This is a genomic window from Allobranchiibius sp. CTAmp26 (assembly GCF_017565405.1).
GTDB lineage: Bacteria > Actinomycetota > Actinomycetes > Actinomycetales > Dermatophilaceae > Allobranchiibius.
The window spans coordinates 226,983-251,838 of the sequence record NZ_JAGEKR010000010.1; the positions used below are offsets into that span (position 1 = coordinate 226,983).

At 71.1% G+C, this 24,856-nt stretch carries 25 protein-coding genes; 11 read left to right on the forward strand and 14 right to left on the reverse strand.

Annotated elements, in window-relative coordinates; all coding sequences use genetic code 11:
- The first annotated feature begins 19 nt into the window (after positions 1 to 19).
- The 3 genes from J4030_RS07550 (at position 20) to J4030_RS07560 (ending at position 3,167) form a co-directional block, all read left to right on the forward strand.
- Complete coding sequence (locus J4030_RS07550) at positions 20 to 1,246, forward strand: CdaR family transcriptional regulator (RefSeq protein WP_208048596.1); 1,227 nt, start codon at positions 20 to 22, stop codon at positions 1,244 to 1,246.
- 91 nt (positions 1,247 to 1,337) lie between these two features.
- Positions 1,338 to 2,321, forward strand: coding sequence for a cation diffusion facilitator family transporter (locus tag J4030_RS07555; RefSeq protein ID WP_208048597.1), 984 nt, complete (start codon positions 1,338 to 1,340; stop codon positions 2,319 to 2,321).
- 99 nt (positions 2,322 to 2,420) lie between these two features.
- Positions 2,421 to 3,167, forward strand: a complete 747-nt coding sequence (locus J4030_RS07560; RefSeq protein WP_208048598.1) for a hypothetical protein — start codon at positions 2,421 to 2,423, stop codon at positions 3,165 to 3,167.
- A 58-nt stretch (positions 3,168 to 3,225) separates the two neighbouring features.
- Here J4030_RS07560 and aroQ read toward each other — a convergent pair whose 3' ends face one another.
- Complete coding sequence (gene aroQ, locus J4030_RS07565; RefSeq protein ID WP_208048599.1) at positions 3,226 to 3,681, reverse strand: type II 3-dehydroquinate dehydratase; 456 nt, start codon at positions 3,679 to 3,681, stop codon at positions 3,226 to 3,228.
- A gap of 190 nt (positions 3,682 to 3,871) precedes the next feature.
- Here aroQ and J4030_RS07570 point away from each other — a divergent pair, with 190 nt between their 5' ends.
- The 4 genes from J4030_RS07570 to J4030_RS07585 are packed head-to-tail and all read left to right on the forward strand — an operon-like array spanning position 3,872 to position 6,428.
- Positions 3,872 to 4,774 (forward strand): DMT family transporter, encoded by a 903-nt coding sequence (locus J4030_RS07570; RefSeq protein WP_208048600.1) that lies wholly within the window; start codon positions 3,872 to 3,874, stop codon positions 4,772 to 4,774.
- 40 nt (positions 4,775 to 4,814) lie between these two features.
- Positions 4,815 to 5,207, forward strand: a complete 393-nt coding sequence (locus J4030_RS07575) for an MmcQ/YjbR family DNA-binding protein (protein WP_243762996.1) — start codon at positions 4,815 to 4,817, stop codon at positions 5,205 to 5,207.
- Between the two features lie 49 nt (positions 5,208 to 5,256).
- Complete coding sequence (locus J4030_RS07580; protein ID WP_208048601.1) at positions 5,257 to 5,997, forward strand: LLM class flavin-dependent oxidoreductase; 741 nt, start codon at positions 5,257 to 5,259, stop codon at positions 5,995 to 5,997.
- Positions 5,994 to 6,428: a DUF1810 domain-containing protein gene (locus J4030_RS07585; RefSeq protein ID WP_208048602.1), complete on the forward strand. Its 435-nt coding sequence runs from the start codon at positions 5,994 to 5,996 to the stop codon at positions 6,426 to 6,428. The genes J4030_RS07580 and J4030_RS07585 overlap by 4 nt, the downstream gene beginning before the upstream one ends.
- A gap of 61 nt (positions 6,429 to 6,489) precedes the next feature.
- Here J4030_RS07585 and J4030_RS07590 read toward each other — a convergent pair whose 3' ends face one another.
- The 4 genes from J4030_RS07590 to J4030_RS07605 are packed head-to-tail and all read right to left on the reverse strand — an operon-like array spanning position 6,490 to position 12,005.
- A complete protein-coding gene (locus J4030_RS07590; protein ID WP_243762997.1) occupies positions 6,490 to 7,644 on the reverse strand; it encodes an acyl-CoA dehydrogenase family protein in 1,155 nt (384 codons plus the stop codon).
- On the reverse strand, positions 7,635 to 8,546 hold the full coding sequence (locus tag J4030_RS07595) for a CoA transferase (RefSeq protein WP_208048603.1): 912 nt from the start codon (positions 8,544 to 8,546) through the stop codon (positions 7,635 to 7,637). Before J4030_RS07595 ends, J4030_RS07590 begins: the two co-directional genes overlap by 10 nt.
- Positions 8,547 to 10,736: a 3-hydroxyacyl-CoA dehydrogenase NAD-binding domain-containing protein gene (locus tag J4030_RS07600; RefSeq protein ID WP_208048604.1), complete on the reverse strand. Its 2,190-nt coding sequence runs from the start codon at positions 10,734 to 10,736 to the stop codon at positions 8,547 to 8,549. It abuts the gene before it with no gap.
- A 45-nt stretch (positions 10,737 to 10,781) separates the two neighbouring features.
- Positions 10,782 to 12,005 (reverse strand): acetyl-CoA C-acetyltransferase, encoded by a 1,224-nt coding sequence (locus J4030_RS07605; RefSeq protein WP_208048605.1) that lies wholly within the window; start codon positions 12,003 to 12,005, stop codon positions 10,782 to 10,784.
- Between the two features lie 161 nt (positions 12,006 to 12,166).
- On the opposite strand from J4030_RS07605, the gene J4030_RS07610 reads away from it, so the two are divergent.
- The gene (locus J4030_RS07610) at positions 12,167 to 12,910 is read left to right on the forward strand and encodes a MerR family transcriptional regulator (protein WP_208048606.1); all 744 of its coding nucleotides are present in this window, start codon (positions 12,167 to 12,169) and stop codon (positions 12,908 to 12,910) included.
- A 32-nt stretch (positions 12,911 to 12,942) separates the two neighbouring features.
- A complete protein-coding gene (locus J4030_RS07615; protein WP_208048607.1) occupies positions 12,943 to 13,398 on the forward strand; it encodes a VOC family protein in 456 nt (151 codons plus the stop codon).
- A gap of 51 nt (positions 13,399 to 13,449) precedes the next feature.
- Here J4030_RS07615 and J4030_RS07620 read toward each other — a convergent pair whose 3' ends face one another.
- The 3 genes from J4030_RS07620 to J4030_RS17890 form a co-directional block, all read right to left on the reverse strand.
- Positions 13,450 to 14,544, reverse strand: coding sequence for an alkene reductase (locus tag J4030_RS07620; protein ID WP_208048608.1), 1,095 nt, complete (start codon positions 14,542 to 14,544; stop codon positions 13,450 to 13,452).
- Between the two features lie 161 nt (positions 14,545 to 14,705).
- Positions 14,706 to 16,073 carry an NAD-dependent succinate-semialdehyde dehydrogenase gene (locus J4030_RS07625; RefSeq protein WP_208048609.1) on the reverse strand — a complete coding sequence of 456 codons (1,368 nt, stop codon included), beginning with the start codon at positions 16,071 to 16,073 and terminating at the stop codon, positions 14,706 to 14,708.
- Between the two features lie 216 nt (positions 16,074 to 16,289).
- Positions 16,290 to 16,499, reverse strand: a complete 210-nt coding sequence (locus J4030_RS17890; RefSeq protein WP_307864613.1) for a DUF3072 domain-containing protein — start codon at positions 16,497 to 16,499, stop codon at positions 16,290 to 16,292.
- Positions 16,500 to 16,838: 339 nt separating this feature from the next.
- On the opposite strand from J4030_RS17890, the gene J4030_RS07635 reads away from it, so the two are divergent.
- Positions 16,839 to 17,204, forward strand: coding sequence for a hypothetical protein (locus J4030_RS07635; protein WP_208048611.1), 366 nt, complete (start codon positions 16,839 to 16,841; stop codon positions 17,202 to 17,204).
- Between the two features lie 55 nt (positions 17,205 to 17,259).
- Positions 17,260 to 18,438 carry an NAD(P)/FAD-dependent oxidoreductase gene (locus J4030_RS07640; RefSeq protein WP_208048612.1) on the forward strand — a complete coding sequence of 393 codons (1,179 nt, stop codon included), beginning with the start codon at positions 17,260 to 17,262 and terminating at the stop codon, positions 18,436 to 18,438.
- Between the two features lie 25 nt (positions 18,439 to 18,463).
- Here the strand turns inward: J4030_RS07640 and J4030_RS07645 are convergent, their stop codons facing one another.
- From J4030_RS07645 to J4030_RS07670, 6 genes are all read right to left on the reverse strand, one after another.
- The gene (locus J4030_RS07645; protein ID WP_208048613.1) at positions 18,464 to 19,168 is read right to left on the reverse strand and encodes a glycosyltransferase family 2 protein; all 705 of its coding nucleotides are present in this window, start codon (positions 19,166 to 19,168) and stop codon (positions 18,464 to 18,466) included.
- Positions 19,159 to 20,487, reverse strand: a complete 1,329-nt coding sequence (locus J4030_RS07650; RefSeq protein ID WP_208048614.1) for a bifunctional PIG-L family deacetylase/class I SAM-dependent methyltransferase — start codon at positions 20,485 to 20,487, stop codon at positions 19,159 to 19,161. Before J4030_RS07650 ends, J4030_RS07645 begins: the two co-directional genes overlap by 10 nt.
- Positions 20,484 to 21,530, reverse strand: coding sequence for an acyl-CoA dehydrogenase family protein (locus J4030_RS07655; RefSeq protein WP_208048615.1), 1,047 nt, complete (start codon positions 21,528 to 21,530; stop codon positions 20,484 to 20,486). The genes J4030_RS07650 and J4030_RS07655 overlap by 4 nt, the downstream gene beginning before the upstream one ends.
- An 89-nt stretch (positions 21,531 to 21,619) precedes the next feature.
- Positions 21,620 to 22,600, reverse strand: a complete 981-nt coding sequence (locus J4030_RS07660) for a WcbI family polysaccharide biosynthesis putative acetyltransferase (protein WP_208048616.1) — start codon at positions 22,598 to 22,600, stop codon at positions 21,620 to 21,622.
- A complete protein-coding gene (locus J4030_RS07665) occupies positions 22,593 to 23,813 on the reverse strand; it encodes a glycosyltransferase (protein WP_208048617.1) in 1,221 nt (406 codons plus the stop codon). The genes J4030_RS07660 and J4030_RS07665 overlap by 8 nt, the downstream gene beginning before the upstream one ends.
- Positions 23,810 to 24,805 (reverse strand): hypothetical protein, encoded by a 996-nt coding sequence (locus J4030_RS07670; protein WP_208048618.1) that lies wholly within the window; start codon positions 24,803 to 24,805, stop codon positions 23,810 to 23,812. Before J4030_RS07670 ends, J4030_RS07665 begins: the two co-directional genes overlap by 4 nt.
- Between the last annotated feature and the right edge of the window lie 51 nt (positions 24,806 to 24,856).

Genomic DNA, 24,856 nt, shown 5'->3' on the forward strand with positions numbered 1-24,856 from the left:
ACAACGAAACGAGGCTGTCGTGACGGAGACCCCGGTCGAGGACCCCCATTCAACCCCCCGTGCGCCTCTGCGGTTCGAGCCGGACGTGGTGGCCTCGCTCCAGGCGCGGCTGCCCGAGTTCGCCGAGAACTGCGTCGATCAGATCTTCGCCCAGGTGCCGGAATACGCGCGGACCTCCAGCGGAGAGCTGCGCGGCACCATCGAACTGGCGGTGGAGGCGGCGCTGGGCGGGTTCCTGCGGATGGCCACCGGTTCGCGCCGCGGTGACACCACGCCGCACGCGGTGGCGCTCGACGGCGCGTACAAGCTCGGAGCCGGCGAGGCCCATAGCGGCCGCCCGATGGATGCGCTGCTCTCGGCGTACCGGATCGGCGCGCGCGTCGCCTGGCGCGAGATGTCGGCCGCGGCGGTCGCGGCCGGGCTGGACGCCGCCATGACCGCGGAGTTCGCCGAGGTGGTCTTCGCCTACATCGACGAACTCACCGCCTCCAGCGTCGAAGGGCACGCCAGTGCCCTGGTGCAGCAGGACCGGATGGACGAGCGACGCCGCGAACGGTTGGGTTCGGCGCTGATCGCCGGTCGCGCTGAGGAGGTGGTCCGCGAGCTGGCCTCGCGCGCGGGGTGGACACCGCCCCGCCGGCTGAGCGCCGTGGTCCTGCCGTCGATCCGACTCGGCGCGGTGCTCTCGGCGCTCGGCTCGCACACGCTGCGCGCCGGCGAGGAACCCGGCGAGGCCGGAGGCTCCGAGCGCACCGTGCTGCTCGTGTCCGACCGGCGCGGAGCGCTGCGGGTGCTCGCCGACCGTGAGGCGTACGTCGGTCCGGCACGTCCATGGCTGGCAGCGGCCGCGTCGTACGAACGGGCCGTGCGCGCCATCGAGGTGGGCCTGGGCCGCGGGAGCGGCACGGTCGTCGACACCGAGCGGCACCTGGCGGACCTGGTGCTCGCCTCGGCACCCAGCGAACTGGCCGACCTGCGTGCGCAGGTGCTGGCGCCGCTGGGCGCACCGGGCGACGCGGCGTACGAGCGGCACGTGGAGACGCTGCGCTCGTGGCTGCTGCACCAGGGCCGCCGCGACGACGTGGCGCGCGACCTGCATGTGCACGCGCAGACGGTGCGCTACCGGATGGGGCAGGTGCGCGAGCTCCTCGGCGACAGCCTGGCCGACCCGGACACCGTGATGCAGTTGCTCCTCGCCCTCTACCCCGCCGTGGCTCCTCCCGTCCCGCTCGCGTCGGGGGGGTAGCGAAATCACCGAGGGGTAGGCATATAACGCCACCCCTCGACGGTTGCTCCACCCCCCGATCCCGAAGCCGGCCACGCCGTACGGTGCAGGTATGACGACCACCACCGAGGACACCGTGAGCGCGGAGGCCGGCGGTGGAGGCGGTGACAGCCTGATGACCGTGCTCGTCGCGTTCGCGGCGAACATCCTGATCGCGATCGCCAAGACCGTGGCCGCGTTCCTCACCGGGTCCGCCTCGATGGTCGCCGAAGCCGCGCACTCCTGGGCCGACTCCGGCAACGAGGTCTTCCTGCTGATCGCCGAGAAGAGGGGCGGCAAGAAGGCGGACGAGGCCCACCCGCTCGGCTACGGCAAGGAGGTCTACGTCTGGTCGATGTTCGCGGCCGTCGGGCTCCTCACGGCCGGGGCCGTCGTCAGCATCTGGCACGGGTTCCAGCAGCTGGGCTCCCACGAGGAGGCCGGCAGCTACCTGATCAACTACATCGTGCTGGCCATCGCCTTCGCGCTGGAGGGCACCTCGTTCCTGCAGGCTCTGCGGCAGACGCGAGGAGTGGCGCGCAAGGTGGGATTGCACCCCCTGCGCTACGTCACCCGCACCTCCGACCCCACGCTGCGGGCCGTCTTCTTCGAGGACGCTGCCGCCCAACTCGGGCTGCTCATCGCGGCCGCCGGTGTCGGCCTGCATCAGCTGACCGGCGACGCGAGGTACGACGCCATCGGCTCGATCCTGGTCGGCGTCATGCTCGCCGTCGTCGCGGTCTTCCTGGTCAACCGCAACCGGGAGTTCCTGGTCGGCGAGGCGATCGGTGGAGCCATCCGCGATCGCGCGCTGCAGGCACTCATCGACAACCCCGCCATCGAGCGCGTCACCTACCTGCACCTGGAGTTCGTGGGCCCCCAGAAGCTCTTCGTGGTGGCCTCGGTCGACCTGGTCGGCGACGAGCGGGAGTCCGTGCTCGCCGTACGCCTGCAGGAGGTCGAGGATCAGGTACGCCGGCACGAGATGATCGAGCACGCGGTGCTGTCGCTCTCGCTGCCCGAGGAACCGTCGCTGCACCCGGGGAGCACGAACTGACAGGTTCAGCACAGCTGGTCACAGTGCGCACTCCAAGTGGACGACGCACCGTGTGCAGGTAAGCGGGCCTAGCCCGACACAGTCTGAAAGGCATGTCAGATGCTCCGCAAGACGAAGATCATCGGGGGTTCGACCCTCGCGGCGGCAGCGGTCGTCGGGGTGGCGGTCCCGGCGTACGCCACCTCCACCTCCGCACCCTCGGCGCCGACACCGCCGGCAGCGGCCAAGGCCCCTGCGCACCACGCACGCCACGGGATCGGACTGCTCGGCCTGACCCCGGCGGTCATCGCCAAGGACGCCGGCACCGACACCGCCGGCCTGGCTGCCGGGCGCAAGGCCGGCAAGACGCTGGCCCAGATCGCCGCGAGCCACGGTGTGTCCCGCGCGACGCTGCTGAGCCGCTTGGACGCCACCGCCGATGCGCGGATGGCGAAGCTGATCAACACCAAGCTCCCGGAAGGAGTCCGCGGGCCGGGGGCTGGCAGGCACGCGCTGCCCAAGGCCGGCACCGCCAAGCCGCTGGCACATCCGGGCAAGATGGGGCCGCGCGGCGAGCACGGCCCGCGGGGCTGGGCGCACCGTCACGGCATCGGCGCGGACTACAAGAGCCTGGCCGGCGTCCTGAAGCTGACCCCGGCGCAGCTCGGCGCCGATCTGCGCAAGGGTCAGACGCTGCAGCAGATCGCCACCGCGCAGAAGGTCAGCACCGTGACCCTGCTGACGGCGTTGGACAAGGACGTCAACGCGCAGATCGCCAAGGCGGTCGACCGGGTGCCGGGCGCCAAGCCGCCTGCCGCGAAGGCCCCCGCGACCAAGGCTCCGGCACCGACCACTCAGGGCTCCTGAGCGCGGCGCCTCACCCCGGGTGACGCACTGAGGGACGAGTGACGCAGTAAGACCTGCGTCACTCGTCCTTCGCTGCGTCCCCGTGCACCAGCCGGGCGAGCCGCTGGATCGCGAACTCGTAGCCCTGCGTGCCGCACCCGACGATCACCCCGGCAGCGATGTCGCTGAGGTACGACGTGTGCCGGAAGCTCTCGCGCGCGTGCACGTTGGAGATGTGCACCTCGACGAACGGCACGTCGAGCACCTGCAGGGCGTCGCGGATGGCGACCGAGGTGTGGGTGTACGCCGCGGCGTTGATCACCAGCCCGTCCACCGCGCCGACCAGGTCGTGCAGGTGGTCGACCAGCGCGCCCTCGCCGTTGCTCTGGAAGAACCGCGTGTCCAGACCCACCGCGGACCCCGCGTCGCGGCACCGCAGCTCCACGTCGGCCAGCGTCTCGGTGCCGTAGATGCCCGGCTCACGGGTGCCGAGGCGGTCCAGGTTCGGGCCGTTCACGACCGCGATCACAGGCATCGTCGGTGCTCCTTGTCGGGCGGGGCGGTCGGCGGCGAGGTCGCCGACGGGAGGGGTCGGGTCTCGCGAAAACGTACACCGGTGACCCAGGCCGGCGGCGCGCGATCACACCCTCACCGAATTCGCAGGGCCGATCGGCGATGCTGGTGCCCATGTGTCCGCGCTCGGGTCCTCGCGACAGGTCGACCGGATGACCGGCAACGTCCTGGTCGTCGTGGTCTCCCTGGCGGCCGCGTTCGCGTTCGCGGTCTCGGCGGTGCTCAAGCACAGTACGGCGACGCGAGTGCCGCAGCTCGCGGGATTCACCGTGCGGCAGCTGTGGCGGTTCGGGGTGTCGACGGTCCTGCACCCGCTGTGGCTGCTCAGTCTCGTCGCCGATCTGATGGGCGTCGTGCTGCAGGTGGTGGCGTTGCACATCGGTGCCATCTCGGTCGTGCAGCCGGTGCTCTCCCTCGGCCTGCTCTTCGCCCTGCTCTTGCGGCATGTCGAGGCGCGGACGATCCCCGGAGCCGAGATCCGCTGGGCGGTCCTGCTCGTCTCGACCCTCATCGGCTTCCTCTTCGTCTCCGGGATCAGCTCTGTCAATGCCAAGTTCGAGAGGGTCGACCAGATCCCGGCGTCGATCGCCGCGGCCATCGGCATCGTGATCATCACGGTGTGCGTCGTCCTCGCGCGGCGGGCGCACACGATGCAGTGGCGCACCACCTCGCTCGGCATCGCGGTCGCGATCCTCTACGCGATCAACGCCGCCCTACTGAAGACCTGCACCCAGAAGTTCACGCACGGCATTCCCACGCTGCTGACCAGTTGGGCGCCGTACGCCGTCGTCGTCGTCGGTGTGTCGGGAATCCTGCTCTGCCAGCTGGCATATCAGGCGGGTCCGCTCGTCGCGAGTCAGCCGACCATCGCCGTGGTCGACCCGCTCGCCAGCGTGGTGATCGGCATCGTCGTCTACGACGAGACGCTGCGGCACGGATGGTGGGTGTTCCCGGCGATGGTGGTGCTACTCGCGCTGATGTCGGTCGCGATCGCGCGGTTGGCAGCCGTCGAGCCGGCCCCGGCCCTCACGCCGGGCGCCCTCGGGCACGACTGAACCCGCGTCCTCCGTCACCGGCGCGCACTAGCGTGGCTCGATGGCACACCCGACCATGTACGACGATGCCGATCCGCTCCTGCACCGGCTGCGTGAGCTGGCACTCGCCTTCCCGGAGGCCCAGGAGAAGGTCGCGCACGGTCGCCCGACGTTCTTCACGACCAAGGTCTTCGCCTACTACGGCGGGTCGATCAAGGGCGACCACGGGTCGGATCTGCTCGGCCGCGCCCTGCTCTTCCTCCCGGAGGACGACGAACGCGCCGCGCTGCTGGGCGACGAGCGGGTCCACGTGCCCGCCTACCTGGGGCCGTCCGGGTGGCTGGCCCTCGACCTCACCGCCCGCGAGCCGGACTGGGACGAGGTGCGCGAACTGCTCGACGCGTCGTACCGGCGGACCGCGCCGCGCAGTCTTGTCACGCGCCTGGACGGGTGACCGGGAGCGGGCGGCGAGCTACGGTGGCAGGGTGACGACAGTGACTGACATGTCTGAGCTACGCGCGAGGCTGGGTCCGTTCGGCGCGGGTATCGGGATCTCGGTATCAGGGCCCCCCACGGGTGAGCAGGTCGAGGGCGTGCGACATCTCGAAGCGTCCGGTTACCGCGCGATCTGGACGAACGAGGTGGTCGGGGCCGACGCGCTGGTGCGGTCGGCGCTGTGGCTGACCGCAACAGAGGACATCGTCGTCGGCACCTGCATCGCGAACGTCTGGGCGCGACCGGCGCAGACCGCGCACGCTGCCGTCACGCAGCTCGCCCAGGCGTTTCCGGGTCGGTTCGTGCTCGGCGTGGGCGTCGGGTGGCCGCAACAGGCCGCGAGCGTGGGGCGTGACTACGGCAGTCCGCTGACGACGGCCCGGGAGTACCTGCAGCAGCTCACCGACCGCGAGTACCCGGTCCTGCTGGCCGCGAACGGTCCGCGAATGACCGCGGTGGCCGGCGAGATGGCAGACGGTTCCCTCCCCGCCGGCCGCCCGCCGGAGTTCACGGCCAGGGTGCGCGAGCAGATCGGCGCCGATCGCCTGCTCGTCGTCTACCTGCCGATCGGAGAGTCAGGTCCTGATGAACTCGCGGACGCGATCTCCGTGCATCGCGCGATGGGCGCCGACCACGTGGTGGTCGGGACGCCGTACGACGCCGACTTCGGCACGGCGGTGCGCCGGCTCGCCGAGGTGGCACCCGCCCTCGGCCGAGCTGACACCCACGACTCCGGAACGCGGACATGAACGTCGACAGCCTCGGGCTGGAGCGCTTCGTGACGGCCCAGGACGGCGGCGGCACGTACGAGACCGCCCTGCACGAGTTGCGCGCGGGCGAGAAACGCAGTCACTGGATGTGGTTCGTCTTCCCGCAGATCGCCGGCCTGGGCATGAGCCCCACAGCGCAGCGGTACGCCGTGTCGGGCCTGCCCGAGGCTCGCGCGTACCTGGACCACCCGGTGCTCGCTCCGCGGCTGCGGGAGTGCTGCGAGGCTCTGCTGAGCGTGCAGGACCGGTCGGCCGCCGACATCCTGGGCGGCATCGACGGGGTGAAGCTGAGGTCGTCGATGACGCTCTTCCTGCGGGCCGATCCCGAGGAGCCGCTCTTCTCCCAGGTGCTGGACCGCTACTACGGCGGATCGCCCGACCCGCGCACGGACGAACTGCTCGCCGACTGAATTTCGGACATGCACGACGGGGCGCATCTGCCCCGCTGCGCATGTCCACAACGGATGGCGGTCACAGCGTGCGCGCGATGAGCTCCTTCATGATCTCGTTGGTGCCGCCGTAGATCTTCTGCACACGCGCCGCGGCGTACGCGCGGGCGATCGGGTACTCCAGCGTGTAGCCGTACCCGCCGAACACCTGCACGCAGCGGTCGATGACCTCGCACTGCTTCTGCGTCGAGTACCACTTCGCCATCGACGCCGTTGCTGCGTCGAGCCGGCCGTCCAGGTGCTGCTGGATGCAGTGGTCGACGAGGGTCCGCACCGCGCGGGCCTCGGTGGCGCACTCGGCGAGCACGAACCGGGTGTTCTGGAACTTCATCAGGTCGCGGCCGAAGGCCTGCCGCTCCTTGGCGTAGGCGACCGTCTGCTCGACCGCCACCTCCATCCCCTTGGCGGCGGCGACCGCGATGATGAGGCGCTCCTGCGGCAGCTGCTCCATCAGCTGCGCGAACGCCTCGCCCTCCTTGCCGCCGAGCAGGTTCTCCTGCGGGACGCGCATGTCTGCGAAGAACAGCTCCCGGGTGTCCTGGCCGGGCATGCCGACCTTCGCCAGCACGCGGCCCCGCTCGAAACCCTCGAGGCCCGCGGTCTCGACCACCAGCAGCGACAGGCCCCCACCCCCATCGCCCCCCGTGCGCACCACGACGATCACGAGGTCGGCGTGACTGCCGTTGGTGATGAACGTCTTGGAGCCGTTCACGACGTAATGCTCGCCCTCGAGCCGGGCCGAGGTGCGCAGCGCCTGCAGATCCGACCCGGCACCCGGCTCGGTCATCGCGATCGCGCCGACGTACTCCCCGGACGCGAGCCGCGGCAGCCAGCGCCGTTTCTGTTCCTCCGTGCCGTAATTGGCGATGTACGGCGCCACGATGGTGCTGTGCACGCTGTAGCCGAACGCGTCGTCCCCGGCCACGGACTGCTCCTCCATCACGACGGCCTCGTACGCGAACGTGCCCCCTCCGCCGCCGTACTCCTCCGGCAGACCGATGCACAGCAGCCCTGCCGCGCCGGCGGCGTTCCAGTAGCTCCGATCCACCTGGTGCTGCTCGGCCCAGCGCTCCTGATGCGGGACGGATTCCTTCGCGAAGAAGGTCCGCGCCAGGGTGCGGACGTCATCCAGCTCCTGCGTCATCCAGGGCGAGCGGTAGGTGCTGGTCAGCTGCATGGCGTGCCTCCGTCGTCTCCGCTGCGGTCCGTGGAACGGGTCGGGTCGCCGGGCTCGCGGATCGCCGCGATGGGCAGGCCACGCTCCGCGCCCCACGCCTCCCACTCTGCCGCGGTTCGCGCGGCGAACGCCGCCTCCAGGTCGCCGCGGCTGCCCCCGATGCCGAGCGCCATCACCAGTGCGTCCCAGAAGTGCGACTCGAGCGCGGCGACGGCGACGTACCCGCGCCGCGTCGGATAGATGCCGTACCCGGGCAGGGCGCCGCCGAGCAGGCCACCGGGCGCGGTCAGGCCGTGCCCCGCGGGCTCGGCCATCGCTTCCGCCACCTCGCTCAACGCGACCTCGCGGCGACCGCCCCGTCCGGTGCGGGCGGCCTGGAGCAGGAGCGCGAGCCCGTCGGCGACCGCGCGCTCGGCACCGGCGAGGTCGGCGACCAGCACGGTCGGCAGCTGCGGTGGGCGCAGGACGCCGGCGCCTGCCTGGTAGGTCAGGTCGTGCCCGGGAAGGTCACCGCCCGCCCCCGGGTGTCCGACGATCGCGACCTGGGACAGCCGGGGCAGCCTGGCGTGCAGGGACTCCCAGTCCAGACCCAACCGCTCCAGGGCGCGGGGGCGCGAGGAGGTGAGCAGCAGATCGGTGTCCTCGAGCAGCTCCCACAGCGAGACCCGGCCCGCGTCGGCCTTGAGGTCGAGCTGCACGACCTCCTGCCCGGCGAGCAACCCGCGGTAGTACGGCTCGCACGCCAGGGCGAGCGGGTCGCCGGCCGGCGGCTCGACCTTGGTGACCCGTGCGCCGAGACCGGCCAGCCGGGACGCCGCCACAGGTCCCGGCAGGTTCACCGCCAGCGTGAGGACGCGCAGACCCTCCAGCGGGGCCGCATTCTCCGAAGCCGACACCGGCATCTAGAGACCTTCGGCGGAGGCGACGCGCGCCTCGAGCCAGGGACTCGGCGCGAACCGGTCGCCGTACGCCGCCGCGAGTTCCCTGGCCCGCGCCACGAACCCGCCGAGCCCACCGGGGTAGGACGTCATGAACTGGGCGGTGCCGCCGGTGATGGGCGGGTAGCCGATGCCGAAGATCGAGCCGATGTTGGCCGCGGCGGAGGAGTCCAGCACACCCTCCTCGAAGCAGCGAGCGGTCTCCAGCGCCATCGTGAACAGGTAGCGGTCCTGGATGTCCTGCAGCGGCACCTCGGTCCGCTGGGTCGTGAAGTGCTCGCGCACGCCCGGCCAGAATCGTTTGGGACCGTCCGCCGGGTAGTCGTAGAAGCCGGCGCCCGCAGCACGGCCCTTGCGCCCGAACTCCTCGACCATCCGGTCGATCACCGCCGAACCGGGCGGCGCCGACAGCGTCGTCCCGCGGGCGGCGGCGTCCTTCTCGGCCTCCGCCCGGATGTGCTGGGTCAGGGTGAGCGACACCTCGTCGAGCATCGCGAGCGGCGGCGCCGGGAAGCCCGCCATCGTGGCGGCGCGCTCGACGGTGGCCGGGTCGACGCCCTCCTCGACGAGCGCGACGCCCTCGGTGATCAACGTGCCGAACACTCGACTGGTGTAGAAACCGCGACGGTCGTCGACGACGATCGGCAGCTTCCCGATCTGTTGCACGAGGTCGATCGCCCGCGCCAGGGACTCTTCACTGGTCCGGGCGCCCTTGATGATCTCGACCAGCCGCATCTTGTCCACGGGCGAGAAGAAGTGCAGCCCGACGAAGTCCTCAGGGCGGTCGACGTGCTGCGCCAGCGAGCTGATCGGCAGGGTCGAGGTGTTGGAGCACAGCAGCGTCTCCGTCCCGACGACCTCCTGCACGTCGGCGAACACCTTCGCCTTGAGTTCCGCGTCCTCGAAGACGGCTTCGATGACGGCGTCCACGCCCTCGAGGTCGGTGGTTCTCTCGGTCGGCACGATGCGGTCGAGGATCTCCTGCCGGGCCTGCGCCGTCATCCGTCCCTGGGCGACCTTCCGGGCGAGCAGCTCGGCGGTGTGTTCCTTGCCCTTCTCGGCGCCCGCGAGCGAGACGTCCTTGAGGACGACCCCGATGCCTCGGGTCGCGCACGCGTACGCGATGCCGGCACCCATCATTCCGGCGCCGAGCACCCCGACCCGGCTCACCGTGCGGGGGGCGATCCCCTGCGGTCGTAGCGATCCCGACGAGATCGACTGCAGGTCGAAGAAGAACGCCTGGATCATGTTCGTCGACACCGGTCCGGTCGCCAACTTCGTGAGGTAGCGGGACTCGATGCGGCTCGCGGTGTCGAAGTCGACCTGGGCGCCCTCGACGGCCGCCGAGAGGACGGCGCGTGGCGCCGGGTAGCTCGCACCCTTTAGCTGCTTGCGCAGGTTCGCCGGGAACGCCGGGAGCAGTTGGGCGAGCTTCGGGGTGCTCGGCGTGCCGCCAGGGATGCGGTGTCCGGGCCGGTCCCACGGCTGGCTCGCCGCCTCGGCGTCGTCCCGGTAGGCCAGGATCCACGCGCGGGCGGCCGGGATCAGTTCGTCGCGAGTGGCTACCAGCTCGTCGATCAAGCCCTTGTCCTTCGCGGCCGCGGCGGTGCGTTGCTGTCCCTGCAGCAGCCAGTCCATCAACGCGAGTTGGAGCCCGAGCATCTGGACACTGCGCGTCACACCGCCTCCACCGGGCAGCAGTCCGAGGGTGACCTCGGGGAAGCCGAAGCGCGCCGTGTCCTCGTCCACGGCGATACGACGGTGGGCGGCGAGCGCGATCTCCATTCCGCCGCCCAACGCGGCACCGTTCAGGGCCGCGACGACCGGTCGGCCGATCGTCTCCAGCCGGCGCAGCTGGTCCTTGATGCCCTCGATCCCGGCGAAGAACGTGCTCGCGTCCTGGGGAGTGAGGGCCTGCAGCTGCGAGAGGTTCCCGCCTACGAAGAACGTCTTCTTCGCGCTCGCGATCACGACACCGGCGACGTCGCCGGCCGCGACGTCCGCCTCGAGCCGGTCGACGGCTGCCCCCATGGCGGCGGCGTACCGGTCGTTCATCGTGTTGGCGCTGGACTCGGGATCGTCGAGGGTCAGCGTGACGATGCCGTCGGCGTCCTTGTCGTATCGAACGGCGGAAGGCGTGCCCTGCGTGGTCATGGATGTCCCTGTGCTCGTTGGTGATTCAGCCTGCGGGTGGATCGGTCAGACGAGCTCGACGATCGTGGCGATGCCCATGCCGCCCCCGACGCAGAGCGATGCCAGTCCGCGGCGCAGCCCGCGACGCTCCAGCTCGTCGACGAGGGTGCCGAGGATCATGGCTCCGGTCGCCCCCAGCGGATGGCCCATCGCGATGGCTCCCCCATTGACGTTGACCTTGGCGTGCGGCACCTCCAGGTCGCGCATGAAGCGCAGCGGCACGGCGGCGAACGCCTCGTTGATCTCGAAGAGGTCGATGTCCGACGGGTCCAGCCCGACCCTCTTCAGCGCCTTGCGCGCCGCGGGGGCCGGCCCGGTCAGCATGATCGTGGGGTCGGCGCCGCTGACCGCCACCGAGACGATCCGGGCGCGTGGCCGCAGGCCCGTCTCCCGACCCACCTCGGCGGTGCCGATCAGCGTGAGCGCCGAGCCGTCGACGATGCCGGAGGAGTTGCCGGCGTGGTGCACGTGGTGGATCTCATCGACCCAGTGGTACTTCTCCAGGGCGACCGCGTCGAAGCCGCCGAGCTCCCCGATGTCCTGGAACGACGGCTTCAGCCCGGCCAGCGACTCCACGCTCGTGCCGAGCCGGATGAACTCGTCGTGGTCCAGGACCGTCAGCCCGTTCATGTCGACCACGGGGACGACGGAGCCCTTGAAGTAGCCGGCCTCCTGTGCGTGCGCGGCGCGCGCGTGGGACTCGGCGGCGTACGCATCGACGTCGGTGCGCGAGAAGCCCTCGATGGTCGCGATCAGGTCGGCGCCGATGCCCTGCGGCACGAAGTCGGTCCGCAGTGCCGTCGCGGGGTCCATCGCCCATGCGCCCCCGTCGGACGCCATCGGGACGCGCGACATGGACTCCACCCCGCCGGCGACGATGAGGTCCTCGAAGCCGGACCGCACGCGGCTCGCGGCCTGGTTGACCGCCTCGAGGCCGCTCGCGCAGAAGCGGTTGAGCTGCACGCCGGCGACGGTCTCGGGAAGTCCGGCGGCAAGGGCCGCGGTCTTGGCGATGTCGCTGCCCTGGTCTCCGACGGGACTGACGACCCCGAGGACGACGTCGTCGATGCGGTCGACGTCCAGTGCGGGGTTGCGTGTGCGCAACTCGTCCAGGAGGCCGACGACCAGGTCGACGGGCTTCACCTCATGCAACGACCCGGTCTTCTTGCCGCGGCCGCGTGGGGTGCGGACGGCGTCGTAGATCAGCGCTTCGGCGGGGGGCTGGGACACGGTGAACTCCTGGTCCGGCGCGGGGAACGGGAACGACGATGCACCCCGACGGCGTACGGCGACAGCGGACCCTCCGAGATTAACACTGACAGTGACACTGTCATCTTTGTTAGGGAACTGTCGGCCGGGACCCGACGCGCACCTGTGCGACGATCTGGCGCATGCCTGAGGCGCCCGTGCCGGAGTTCACCCTGGACGAGCTCGTGGCGAGATCGGGATTCTCGGCGCGGACCATCCGCTTCTACACCGGTCGCGGGATGCTCACGGCGCCGGCACGGCGCGGGCGATCCGCCTCCTACACGGCCGACCATCTGGCCCGCCTCGAACTCGTCCGAGGCCTGCAGGCCCACGGGTTCACCCTCGCCGCGATCGAGAGTTACCTGGCCCGCCTGCCCACCGATGCCGGCCCCGAGACGATCGCGCTCTACGGCACGCTCGTCGCCCCCTGGATCCCGGACCTGCCCGAGACGATGACCCGCGCCGGGCTCGAGACAAGGGCCGGGCGAGCGCTCACCGAGGACGACGTCGCGGCCCTGAGGGCGCTCGGCGTCGTCGAACCTGTCGGCGAGGGGACGTATCGCGTTGCCACGGTTCGCCTCTCGTTGAGCATCTCCATCCTCGACCTCGGGGTGTCGCCGACCGCGGCGGTCGCCGCCCAAGCCGTCTTCACCAGGCACGGTCGCGCGATCGCCGAGGAGCTCACCGAGGTGTTCCGGGAGCAGATGTGGCCGGCGTACAAGGAGGCCGGCACCCCACCGCTGGAGCTGCGGGAGACGATCGAGCGGTTCAAACCGCTGACCATCGCGGCGCTGGTCACGTCCTACGAGACCGCCATCAACGAGACCCGGCGCGAGATCGTCGCCCGACGTACTTCCCCCGAGACCCGCGGCGGGCCCGACGCCTGAGGGCTGTCGCAGGGTGCGGGTAGCTTCCGACCATGGAACAGCACCTGTCGTTCATCACCCTGGCGGTCCGGAGCACGACGGCCTCGCGGGAGTTCTATGTCGACGGACTGGGGTGGCAGCCGGTGTTCGAGGCGCCCGGCGAGGTCGTCTTCCTTCCCGTGGGCCCGACGGTGATGTTGTCGCTCTGGTCGCGCGAGGGCTTCGCCGCGGAGGTCGGGGAGCCCGGGACCGGGCTGGCACCGGTGACGCTCTCGCACAACGTGGGGTCGCCCGCCGAGGTCGACGCCGTCCTGCAGGTCGCGCGGGCGGCCGGGGCCGACGTGTCCTCCGGCGAGCACCGCGACTGGGGTGGTTACTCCGGCTACTTCACCGATCCGGACGGCTTCCGCTGGGAGGTCGCGCACAATCCGCAGCCGCTTGCCGAGGACCTGCTGCACGCCGTACGCCGTTGGCACGCCTCGAGGTCGGGCTCGAGCGAGCACGCATGACGATGCCGGGTGGGTCCACGTGGACCCACCCGGCATACGGTCACATCGGCGTCAGGCGGAGCGACGCTCGGCCGACTCCTGCAGCGTCGGGTAGTCGGTGTATCCCTCGGCGCCGCCGCCGTAGAACGTGGCCGAGTTCGGCTCGTTCAGCTCGGCGCCGGTGCGCCAGCGCTCGGTGAGGTCGGGGTTCGCCAGGAACTCCCGGCCCACGGCGACCGCGTCGGCGTGCCCGTTCGCGAGCACCTCGTTGACGTCGTCCAGAGTGGTGACACTGGAGAAGCCGGAGTTGACGATGACCGGTCCGCCGAAGCGGGTGCGCAGATCGGAGACGAGCGTCGACGCGGGGTCGGCGAGGATGCTGAGGTAGGCCATCCCGAGCGGCGCGATGCCGTCCACGAGCGACTCGTAGGTCGCGCGGGTCTCGGTCTCGTCTTCCTCGAGGACGCCCTGGATGTTGTGCGCAGGCGAGATCCGGATGCCGACACGGTCGGCGCCGATGGCCTCGCTCACGGCCTGCGCGACCTGGACGACGAGGCGGGCCCGCGCGGTCGGGGAGCCGCCGTACGCGTCGGTGCGCTGGTTGCTCGACGGCGCGAGGAACTGATGCAGGATGTAGCCGTTCGCCGCGTGGATCTCGACCCCGTCGAGGCCGGCGCGAATGGCGTTGCGGGAGGCCGAGACGAAGTCCTCAATGAGCGCGGGGATCTCCGAGGTCTCCAACGCCCGAGGCGTCGGGTAGTCCTGCTGGCCGCTCGGCGTCACGATCTGCCCCGGTGCCGCGATGGCGCTCGGCGCGACGGACTCGATGCCGTCCTTGTTGTCCGGGTGGGCGATCCGGCCCGCATGCATGAGCTGGACCACGATCTTGCCGCCACGTGCGTGCACCGCGTCGGCGACCTGCCGCCACCCGTCGACCTGAGCATCGCTGTGCATGCCCGGCGTGGCGAGGTAGCCCTGTCCGACGGCGCTGGGCTGGGTGCCCTCGGTGATGATCAGCCCGGCCGTCGCACGCTGGGCGTAGTACTCGGCGTTCAGCTGGGCCGGCGCCGTCCCCTCACTTGCGCGGTTGCGGGTCAGCGGGGCCATCACGAAGCGCTGCGGCAGATCCCAGCGGCCGATACGGATCGGGTCGAATGCGGTGGGCACAGCAATTCCTCCAGCTACAAGAGACGGTTGAACCTTCTACATCGGTCCAACCGCGATGCCGTGGGACGCATTCCGTCCGACGACGAGACACCGATCACTCGCAACGACGAGTGCCCCACGACCTCGCTGGGTCGTGGGGCACTCGTCATTCGGGCGGGCGACTACTTGGCGGAGCCGCGCACCAGCTTCTTGTTCACGAACTCGTCCATGCCGTACGCCGCGAGCTCCCGGCCGTAACCGGAGCGCTTCACACCGCCGAAGGGCAGGTCGGGCGCGGTGGTGCCGTGCTCGTTGACGAAGGCCATGCCGACGTCGAGCCGCTCGGCGACCGCACGCCCCTTGTCCGCATCGGTGGTCCACACCGATCCGCTCAGCCCGAACTCCGACGCGTTGGCCGCCTCGACGGCCTCGTCGACGGACTGCACCTTGTAGACCACGGCGACCGGACCGAAGAGCTCCTCGGTGTAGGCACGCATGTCCTTGGTGACGTCGGTCAGCACGGTGGGCGTCATGAAGGACCCGTCGCGGTCTACGCGCTTGCCACCCGTACGCAGCGTCGCACCCTTGTCGATCGCGTCCTTGACCTGCTCCTCGAGAAGATCCAGAGCGCCCGCGGAGGACATCGGACCGACCTGGGTGTCGTTCTCGAACGGGTCGCCGACCTTCGAGCCCTCGAACTGGGCCGTCAGGCCGTCGACGAACTCGTCGTACAGGTCGGCCATCACGTACATCCGCTTCGGGGAGTTGCACGCCTGGCCGCAGTTGGACAGTCGGGCACGCGCGGCGATCTTCGCCGTCTGTGCCACGTCGGCGGAGTCGAGCACGATCATCGGGTCGGAGCCGCCGAGCTCCAGGACGGCCTTCTTCAGGTTGCGGCCCGCCGCCTCGGCGACCGCCGCACCGGCGCGCTCGCTCCCGGTGAGCGAGACGCCCTGGACCCGCGGGTCGGCCAGCATGTCGGCGACCTGGTCGTTGCTCGCGAAGATGTTCTGGTACGCCCCCTTGTTGACTCCCGCCTCGTGCAGGATCTCCTCCATCAGCAGCGCGGAGGCCGCGCAGATGGGAGCGTGCTTGAGCAGGACAGCGTTGCCCAGCAAAAGGTTCGGCGCGACGAAGCGGGCCACCTGGTAGTACGGGAAGTTCCACGGCATGATCCCGAGCAGCACGCCGACGGGCTCTTTGCGCACGACCGAACGGTCGTCGAGGGTGTCCTCGACCAGACCCTTCGGACCCTGCTCGGCGTAGTAGCGGTAGATCGCCGCGGCCAGGGCCACCTCGCCGGCGGCCTGCTTGAGCGGCTTGCCCATCTCGCGGGCGATCGTCTGGGCCAGCTCGTCCGAACGCTGCTCGTAGAGATCGGCGGTGCGCCCGAGGGCGGCCGCACGGTCCTTCGCGTCGGTGCCGCGCCAGTGGGTGTAGCCGGTCTCGGCGGCATCCAACGCGGTCTGCACGCCCTGCTCGTCGAGCTCGGGGAAGGTCTTCAGAATCTCACCGGTTGCGGGGTTCTCCGTGCGGTATTCGCTCGTCATGCTGCTTTCACCTTTCGTCGTCGCCAGCGGCGTCCTTGCCGGTGGCTGACCCGATCGTGGCGTCTTGGTCCTTTGTACTCCGCGTCGCACAGGCCGTCGTCGACGCGTCCGTCCGTGACGAGGGGTGGGCCGTTCCCGTGGCTTCCCGCAGCGGCCATCGTCGAGAGCCCTGACGGCGCCGCGCGTAGCAACCGCGAGGCGCATCGAGCGCCGGAGTCAGTCGACGCGGGGGCTCTTGCCCTGCAACCGATCGATGTGCTCGGACGCCTGCGCCTTGGTCAGGTCGGCCGGCAGCTGCTCGCCGGACTCCTTGGCCAGCGTGTCCAGATAGCTGCGCTGCGCGCCCGTCATCGGTTCGTCGCCGGTGACCCAGTCGCTGGGATCCTTCTCCAAGCCCTCCTGATGCTGCGGGGTGCTCGCGCCGATGGTCTCGCCACCGCCCGCGGGAGCGTCGGACGAGCTCGCAGGGGTCTCACCGGTGTCGGGCGCCTGCTCGGGAATGGTCTCCGAGCCGGACGGGGCGGGGGTCTCTTCGGGCGTGACGCCCGGCTGATCGCTCATGTCCTCACCGTAACCACGACCACCGACAGCGCCGGTGCGGGATCGCTGGCCCCGCACGCCCGAGGACAGCAGAGGCGCCCTCGCGCGTGCCGCCCACCATCTCGTCGGTGCCAAGGTGCAGAGTAAGAGACGAACCGACGTTCGTCCGGACCCGGACGGACATCGCATATGGCGCACCACCGGCTGCAACGATCGGAGAACCCGATGCCCGCCTCACCCGAGAACCCCGACCTCTCCCCCGCACAGATCACCATCAGCACAGGTTTCGCCGACCGCATCGGCCCCGACGGCGTGCTCCTGTGGGCCCGCCTGGTTCAGGGGGTCGCCGATGAGGCGCGCGGGCGCACCGCGCGCGAGATCGGGGTGCTGCTGCAGGATTGCCTGGACCAGGAAGGACTGGCCGGACACCCGGTCGAGATGGAGCGGCTCGGCGAGATGATCGCGGATCACCCTGGCGGTTCCATCGCGTTCGTGGACGATCGCGGTCGGCACATCGCCGGTGCGCACCCGAACCCGTCGGCCTCGGCCCATCAGGAGACCGAGGCCGACGACCGGCCCCTCTACTCCTGAACCGATCCTGATCGACCTGCACCTTCGATTCGCTCGAGGAAGGCACCACACCGACGTGGCACACCACGAGCTCATCGTCATCGGCAGCGGGCCGGCAGGCGTGATGGCTGCCCGCGGGTATCTGGACGCCGGCGGCAGCGGCCCGGTCACCGTCTTCACCGCCGATGTCGACCAGCCCTACCAACGACCGCCGCTGTCGAAGGAGATGCTGCAGGACACGGCGGGCGAGCCCCACGTCCTGCCGATCCTGGAGGGCGCGGGGGAGCTGGACGGGATCGACGTGGTCCTCGGCCGCCGCGCCGCCGCGGTCGATCCTCTCCACCACACGGTGACGGTCGGCGAGGACGAGCACACCTACGACCGGTTGGTGCTGGCCCCCGGTGCGCACCCGACGCCGTTGCCGGTCGCCGACGACGACGCGCAGGTGCACTACCTGCGCAGCCTGAGCGACGCGCGCGCGCTCAGCGCGGCCGCCGCACATGCCCGCACCGCAGTGGTGATCGGGTCGGGCTTCATCGGGTGCGAGGCCGCGGCCTCCCTGGCGATCCGCGGCATCGAGACCACCCTCGTCACTCCGGAGAGCGGGCCGCAGGCCGTCCGGCTCGGCGAGCATGCGTCCCGTGCCATCTCAGGCTGGCTCACCGAGCTCGGCGTGCGCCTGGTCACCGACACGAGCGTCACCGGGGTGCTGGCCCCGCGCACGGTGCACACAGACGGCGGCCACACCTATGAGCCAGATCTCGTGCTGGCGGCGATCGGCATCACCCCGAGCACCGACTTCCTGCACGGCAGCGGCATCGCGATGTACGACGACCGGATCGTCGTCGACGAACGGTTGCGCACGACGATGCGCGACGTGTGGGCCGCAGGCGACGCCGTGCACGCCCACCACGCCCGCGCCGGGCGGACGCTGTCCGTGGAGCATTGGGGGGATGCGTCGACGATGGGTGAGATCGCCGGCCGCGGCGCCGCCGGACAGGATGCGGAGTGGATCGACCCGCCGGGCTTCTGGAGCGAGATCGGGCAGCACCAGTTGAAGTACTCGGCGTGGGGCGATGGTTGGGACGACCTCTCGGTGACCGAACGGGCGGGTGGTTTCACAGTCCGTTACGGCCGCGAGCAGCAGCTCGCGGGGGTGCTCACCTACGGCGCCGACGACGACTACGAGATCGCTGCGGACCAACTGGGACGGGCACGGTTCTCCTCCGCAGGATCCGACGACGGCAGCCAGTGACCGTCGCGCGAGGAGCGGGAACGGATCAGGCGCCGCGTACGGGCCGGTCGTCCAGATCGTCGCGCAGGTAGCCCGCAAACCCGTCCGGCGCGCGTCCGATCGTGCGCGCGGAGGTCAGCACCGGGATCGCCGCGGAGGCCTCCCACCGCAGCCCGGTGGCCTTGACCCGGTCGGCGAAGTCGACGTCCTCGTGCGCCGGAAGAGAGCGGAAACCACCGGTCGCGTCGTACGCCCCCCGGCTGAAGCCGAGGTTGGCACCGTGGATGTAGCCGTGCCCGTCGCCGTCTGTGTGCCGGGCCTGCCAGCGGGCGAACTGTGCCGGGGTGATCTCCGTGTCATCGGGTACGACGGTGCCGAGCAGCAGGTGCGTGCCCGAGGTGCCGGCGTCCACCTGGTGCACCAGCCAGTCGACCGGGACCGCCGAATCCGCGTCGGTGGTGGCGAACCAGTCCGGTGCCGCCGCGACGATGAGCCGGCGTACTCCCGATTGGCGTGCCGCCCCCACGTTGCCGACCGACGTGGCCGCGACCAGGACGCCGGGATGCCCGCTCACCGCGGCAGCGCTCCCGTCGACGCACGAGTCCAGCACGACCATGATGCTGACCTCCACGTGCGGGCGCTTCACCCGCAGCCATTCCACGGCCGTGCCCAACGCCGTCAGGCAGCGGGGCAGCAGCAGCGCCTCGTCACGCGCGGGCACCACCACCCCCACCCGTTCGATCACGGACACGGTCCGAACACCTCCAGCAGTACGTCCTCGTCGGCGTGCCGCGCGTGCACCGGCAGGTCGAGCAGTTCCTCGGCACGGGCGTGCACGTCCCGGCCGTCCAACTCCCAGCCCTCGATGGGATGCGCCCAGTGACACACGACGACATACCCACCCGGGCGCAGCGTCATGCGCGCCCGGCGCAGGACCGCGTCGAGATCCGTCGGGCTGAGGAAGTACCCGATCTCGGACAGCACGATCAGGTCGAAGTCACCCTCGGGCCAGTCCCGCGGCACCCTGCCCTCACGCACCTCGACCTGCGGGTACGCCGCGAGCCGCGTCCGCGCCTCCCGCACGGCCGTCGTGCTCAGGTCCTGACAGACGAGGCGGTCGCAGAGCGGGGCGAGTGCGGCGCTGAGTTCTCCGACCGAGCAGCCGGGCTCGTAGGCGCGCGCGAACCGGCCGCGGGGTAGCAGTCCGACGGTGAGCTCGCGTTTGCGGCGCTCGTAGTCGCTGCTGCGCACCTGCCACGGATCGACCTGCGCGGAGTGCAGTCGTTCGAAGAGCTCCACCCCCGCCAGGCCGGAGCTGTCCACGAAGGTCTCGAACGGCCGGTCGAAATGCGCCAGCATCCCGGCGCCGAGCAGCACCTCGTCACCAGGTGCCTCCGACAGCGGCGCGATCTGCGACACATGGGTCGCGAGCGCACGCCGCTTGAGCTTCCGTTCGTCCTCCCCGAGTGGCAGCACCCGCAGTCGGGACCACGGCACGTCATCACGAACACCCCAGTGCCACAACCAGATCGGGTACTCCAGGAGCAGCGCGCCGGTCTGCTCGGCGACCCGCGCCGCCACCGCACCGAGCGCATCGTGGTCGGTGTGCCCGTCGTGACGCCAGGGCGCCACGATGACCGCGCCGACGCCGAGGTCGGCGACGCAGTCGTGCAGCGCCTCCGCCACGGCCGCGACGCGCACGGCCAGACCGCCGTCCGGAAGCCCCAGGTGCCGGACGCGCACGCCGGGCGCCAGGATCGCGACCGCCGCGGCCACCTCGTCGCGGCGCAGTCGCGCGAGCTCCACCCGGTCGTACGTCGGGGAATCCGGGTGCGATGCCTCGCCGTCCGAGGCCACGATCACCTCGACGGGGACGCCGGCCCGCGCGGCGCGGTGCAGCAGGCCGCCGGCGCCGAGTGTCTCGTCGTCGGGATGGGCCGCCAGCAGCACCATGCGACGCATCCCTCGGCCGGGCTCGATCGTCAACGTCGGCAGGCCCGTCCACCGCTCGTCGGCCAGCCAGTCGCCCTCCGGATGTCCGCCGTCCAGGTGGTGGAAGGCCGGCGTCATCCCTCGTGCCGGTCCGCGGTGAGCTGTGCACCCAGCGCCGCGAGGTCGCGCTCGCCGTGGTCCTGACGCACGTAGACCGACAGGTCGGCGACCCGGCGGGCGTGCTCCTCCTCGAAGGTGAGCGGCGCCGGGCCGGTGGCCCGGGCGGTGCTGCCGAGCACGTCGTCCGCGACCGTACGGACCAGGCCGCGCACCCGTCGCGCGAGCACCTCGTCCCCGGCGCGCGCCTCGGGGTCGTCCACCCGCGCGGCCGCGTGCCAGAGCGTGGCACGTGCCGCGAAGAGCAGCGTGTCGGCCTCACCCAGGTGCAGCTGTGCGATCTGGTCGGGTGCGCGACCCGCTCCACCCGTACGCGGAGCGAGCCGGCGCGCGACCCCCGCGGCACCGCCGTACCAGCACGCAGCGACCCCGATCGCGCCCCACCAGAAACCGGGTCGCTGGAGGTACCACCCGTCGTCGCCGATCGGCACCGCCGCGACATCGGCGAATTCGGCTGGAGCCGAGGGGATCTCGACCAGCCCCCGACTGGCCCAGCGACCTGGGCGAGGACGGACGTCGTCGCCGAGTGAGACGGCGAACAGCCGTCGGGTGGTGTCGGAGGTCCATGCGGTCACGAGCGCGTGGGACACCTGCCCGGCCAGGGAGCACCAGGGCTTCACGCCGTCGACGACCCACCCTGTGGTGGTCTCGCGGGCGGACAGGCGACCGTCTGGCCCCTCGGCCGCGAAGACGCCCCATGTCGAGCGCTCGTCGGCGCCGACCTCGGTGAGCGGCACGCCGGCTTGATGCAGGATCGCGAGGGCGTCGAGGTGCGGCTCCAGCGCGCGGGCGACGGTGAGGTCGTACGCCGCGATCCGCGCCATCGCATCCCACAGCTGCAGCGTGGCGCCGTCCCCTGGCGACGGGAGCCGCTGCGACAGCTCGCCGGCGAGGTCGAGCGCGAACGGGACTCGTTGCGCCGGAACAACTTCCGGCAGGTCGAGCGGGATCTGCGCGTCGGGCGCGCACAACATCCCGGACGCCACCTCATCGGTCCACGACATGACGGTCATCGTCCTTCCGGAGACGAGGGGCGGCATGGTTCCCGCCCGCTCACTATCGCAACCCGCGGGACCGGTCGTGGCACGCCCCCTCAGAGTCCGAGTGTGCGCACCAGCTCCGCGTGCTGCTTCAGCCCGATCTCGATCGCCTCGGGGTGCTCGGCGTACCAGGCGAGCTGCTCCTCGGCGATCTCCTGCTCGGAGACCTCCTCGCCGCGGATCTGCCAGCTGGTGCTGGGCGTGCCGTCGACCCCGAGCGCCTCCAGCGTCTGCGCGTAGACCGGTGTGCGCAGCTCGCCGAGCAGCACCCTGCCCGGGTCGCCGACCTCGCCGGTCAGCTCCAGCCGGTCCAGGATCGCCTGGGACTCCTGCATCAGGACGTGATTGTGCGGGTGGTTCACGACCCAGGTGGTGTCCGCGCCCGCATGTTCGAGAATCGTTGCGGCATCGATAGTTTCGTGATGCTCCTGCCGTGCCCGGAGCTGCTCGAGCGAGTCGTCGTGCACAGCGCGCACCCCGTCCGCCGACACCGGTTCGAAGGACACCGGCGCGTTGTTCGCAGCCGCGACGAGCACCCGCAGGTCGTGGTAGGGCACCCCCGGCGGATCACCCGCACCGGGCACCCGGACGATGACCTGCGTGGGGAAGAGCGCGGCCCAGTAGACCGACGGGAACCGCGCGACGGACGCGTGCTCGGGCAGCAACCGGGCGATCTCCTGCGTACCGAGCGGCAGGTCGCGGTAGCCGTCGGCGACGGGCTGCGCCACCAGGTACGACGTGTCGGCGAGCACTCGCTTCAGGTGCGGCAGATCCTCCGCGACCAGCTCGTGCACCGGTGGCATCCGCAGGGTGCGCCACCGGCCGTCGGCCGCTCCGTCGAGCAGCACCCGGGTCGCCTCGGCCTGACAGTTGCCGTAGACGACCAGCAACGGCAGCTCCGACTGCTGCGGCGAGCGCAACCCGTAAAACTCGCCGTAGTGCTCTCGGCGCCCCTGGTCGTCCGCCTGCTCGGCAGGGGCGTCCGCCGGGTCGCCGGCCGGATCCGCGATCGGCTCGTGCGTCTGGTCACTCATCGGAGTTCCACCGTCCCAGTACCTGCTCCAGCCCCTCATCGGGCACCGCGCACACCCACGGCGGACGTGACACGGATGCGGGGTCCGGGGCACCGAGCGCCAGCTGACGGGTACGCCGGATCCGGAGCACCCCTGGCACGTGCACCTCGTCCGCCGCGCATGCTGCAGTCAGCGTGCACTGCAGCAGCAACGGTGTCCAGAGCTCGACGTGAAAGCGCGCACGGTCGCGAATGACGGGTGGCAATGGGCCGGCGTGCACCCGCGGGTCCGCCGTCAGCGCGTGGGGCACCGCCTCGTGATCGACCAGCCAGATCCCGGCGTCGCTGTCGCGCAACAACGTGACCGCGGTGAGGTAGAGCGCGGCGTCGCTGTGCCGACCGTGGATCCGCACGGCGATGTCGGGCCGGGCCCAGACCAGTCCCCGCCCGCGCACACTGGGCAGCGTGATCCGCTCGGCGAGCGCCAGGGACTCACCGTCCTTGGCGGCTCGCCCGGCGCTGCGCGCGCCGGCGCGGGCACCGGCGTCGGGACCGTCGTGCCACGCCACCGCATCCGGGACGTGCCGCATCCGCGAGCCGAGCAGCCAGCATCGCCAGGCAAGATCCCAGTCCTCGCCGCCGTACCCCGTGATCGTCGCGTCGAACCCGCCGGCCCGTTCGAAGAGGTCGCGGTCCACGGCCAGCACCGCGGAGATGACCAGCCGGAAGTCCTCCTCACCGGCATCGCGCAGGTCGCCGGTTCGTGCGTACCCGTCCCGCAGCCACCGCGGTGAGGGGAGGACCTGCTCCGCGGGCGGTCCGCTGCGCACCCAGGCCTCGACCTGCTCGTCCGAGCATCCGATGAAGTCGGCATGCTCGCGTCGTCCGACGCCGAGGAACCCGTGCGGCGACGACTGTGCGGCCTGTGACAGGGCGCTCACGTAGCCGGGTGCCGGCACGGTGTCGCCGTCGAGGAACACCAGGAGGTCACCCTCCACCGTCGCTGCTCCCAGATTGCGCGCGGCCGCGGCGCGGAAGCCCTGATCGGCCTGGCGGACCAGCTCACACCGGAACGGCAACTCGGGCAGTGCCGGGGGGTGCGGCGATCCGTCGTCCGCCACCACCACATGCATCCGCTCGGCCGGGAACGACTGTCGTGCAAGGGCGTTCAACACCCATCGCAACCGTTTCGCGTCGTCGTAGTGCGGGACGACGACCCCGACGGTCGCGCTCATGCCGGCCCCAGCGCATCGATCGCAGCCAGCTGCATGGCCGCGGCTGCCCGGGTGTCCGGCAGGGAATCGCCGTCCCACTCGGACTCACGGATCCACGTGGATGCCGGGTCGTGCAGAGCAGCTCCGATCGCGGCCGGCAGGTCGGTCGTGACGGTGACGGCCCACGGCGCGCGGCGGTGCAGCTCCTCGACGTACGCACCCGGCGTCACGATCGGCCGCCGTCCGCTGCTGATCCACCGGTTGATCGAACCCGAGGCCGAGATGTGGGTGTGCGCGCTCACCGGTACGCCGCTGCGGTCGGTCCAGTCCTCGAGGTCCTCGTCGGTGACATACCCCGTGCACTCGAACAATCTGCCCTGCGCCGCAGCGTCCTGCTCCAACTGGACCAACAGGTCCTCGTGGCCGTCCGACGGCGCACCCACCGCGACCAAGGGGACGCCCGGCGGCAGCGCGGCCATCGCCCGCAACGTCTCGGCGTGCCCCTTGCCCGGGTAGACGAATCCGAGCACGACCACCGGACCGGCGCCCGGCTTCGTCGCGACGCCGCGTGGGCCCCACCGCGGCGGCCGGTCCACCGGCAGGGGCACCACCGTGACCGGCGGCAGCGATCCCTGGCCCGCCGCCCGCCATACCCGTTCCAACAGGAATCGCTCGTGCTCGCTGCTCACCTGGACGCCGCGCGCACCGGCGACCACCTGCGCGTACCCCTGCCGACGTCGTTCGAACGACGCGCCATCGGAGTGTTGGGGCAGATCGTGCAGGGTCAGCGTCATCGGGCGGCTCCCCACCAGTGCGCCCAACCGGTCGGCGGCCAGCAGCGCGTCGCGCCCGAAGATGCGGTCGGTGAAGTGCAGGTGCACGGGCCCGGGGGGCAGGTCCCCGTCGTCGATGTTTACCAGGTGGGCCCCCGGGGTATGCCGCGCTAAGGCGTGCGCGTGCAGCCGCACCCCGTGCCGGGCCGGTCCGGCGAGCACGAACGTGAGGTCCCTCATGGTGCGTGTGTCCCTCCCGGAGTTGCACTACGCGAAAGGGCCCAAGGTCCT

What these genes read in the sequence shown, in the direction of transcription:
- J4030_RS07595 (WP_208048603.1), bottom strand. Translation starts at nt 8,546, where the DNA reads ATGCCGGTGTCGGCTTCGGAGAATGCGGCCCCGCTGGAGGGTCTGCGC.
- J4030_RS07585 (WP_208048602.1), top strand. Translation starts at nt 5,994, where the DNA reads ATGAACGTCGACAGCCTCGGGCTGGAGCGCTTCGTGACGGCCCAGGAC.
- J4030_RS07610 (WP_208048606.1), top strand. Translation starts at nt 12,167, where the DNA reads ATGCCTGAGGCGCCCGTGCCGGAGTTCACCCTGGACGAGCTCGTGGCG.
- J4030_RS07635 (WP_208048611.1), top strand. Translation starts at nt 16,839, where the DNA reads ATGCCCGCCTCACCCGAGAACCCCGACCTCTCCCCCGCACAGATCACC.
- J4030_RS07650 (WP_208048614.1), bottom strand. Translation starts at nt 20,487, where the DNA reads ATGACGCCGGCCTTCCACCACCTGGACGGCGGACATCCGGAGGGCGAC.
- J4030_RS07600 (WP_208048604.1), bottom strand. Translation starts at nt 10,736, where the DNA reads ATGACCACGCAGGGCACGCCTTCCGCCGTTCGATACGACAAGGACGCC.
- J4030_RS07670 (WP_208048618.1), bottom strand. Translation starts at nt 24,805, where the DNA reads ATGAGGGACCTCACGTTCGTGCTCGCCGGACCGGCCCGGCACGGGGTG.
- J4030_RS07570 (WP_208048600.1), top strand. Translation starts at nt 3,872, where the DNA reads ATGACCGGCAACGTCCTGGTCGTCGTGGTCTCCCTGGCGGCCGCGTTC.
- aroQ (WP_208048599.1), bottom strand. Translation starts at nt 3,681, where the DNA reads ATGCCTGTGATCGCGGTCGTGAACGGCCCGAACCTGGACCGCCTCGGC.
- J4030_RS07665 (WP_208048617.1), bottom strand. Translation starts at nt 23,813, where the DNA reads ATGAGCGCGACCGTCGGGGTCGTCGTCCCGCACTACGACGACGCGAAA.
- J4030_RS07590 (WP_243762997.1), bottom strand. Translation starts at nt 7,644, where the DNA reads ATGCAGCTGACCAGCACCTACCGCTCGCCCTGGATGACGCAGGAGCTG.
- J4030_RS07580 (WP_208048601.1), top strand. Translation starts at nt 5,257, where the DNA reads ATGTCTGAGCTACGCGCGAGGCTGGGTCCGTTCGGCGCGGGTATCGGG.
- J4030_RS07555 (WP_208048597.1), top strand. Translation starts at nt 1,338, where the DNA reads ATGACGACCACCACCGAGGACACCGTGAGCGCGGAGGCCGGCGGTGGA.
- J4030_RS07655 (WP_208048615.1), bottom strand. Translation starts at nt 21,530, where the DNA reads ATGTCGTGGACCGATGAGGTGGCGTCCGGGATGTTGTGCGCGCCCGAC.
- J4030_RS07660 (WP_208048616.1), bottom strand. Translation starts at nt 22,600, where the DNA reads ATGAGTGACCAGACGCACGAGCCGATCGCGGATCCGGCCGGCGACCCG.
- J4030_RS07560 (WP_208048598.1), top strand. Translation starts at nt 2,421, where the DNA reads ATGCTCCGCAAGACGAAGATCATCGGGGGTTCGACCCTCGCGGCGGCA.
- J4030_RS07615 (WP_208048607.1), top strand. Translation starts at nt 12,943, where the DNA reads ATGGAACAGCACCTGTCGTTCATCACCCTGGCGGTCCGGAGCACGACG.
- J4030_RS07575 (WP_243762996.1), top strand. Translation starts at nt 4,815, where the DNA reads ATGGCACACCCGACCATGTACGACGATGCCGATCCGCTCCTGCACCGG.
- J4030_RS07625 (WP_208048609.1), bottom strand. Translation starts at nt 16,073, where the DNA reads ATGACGAGCGAATACCGCACGGAGAACCCCGCAACCGGTGAGATTCTG.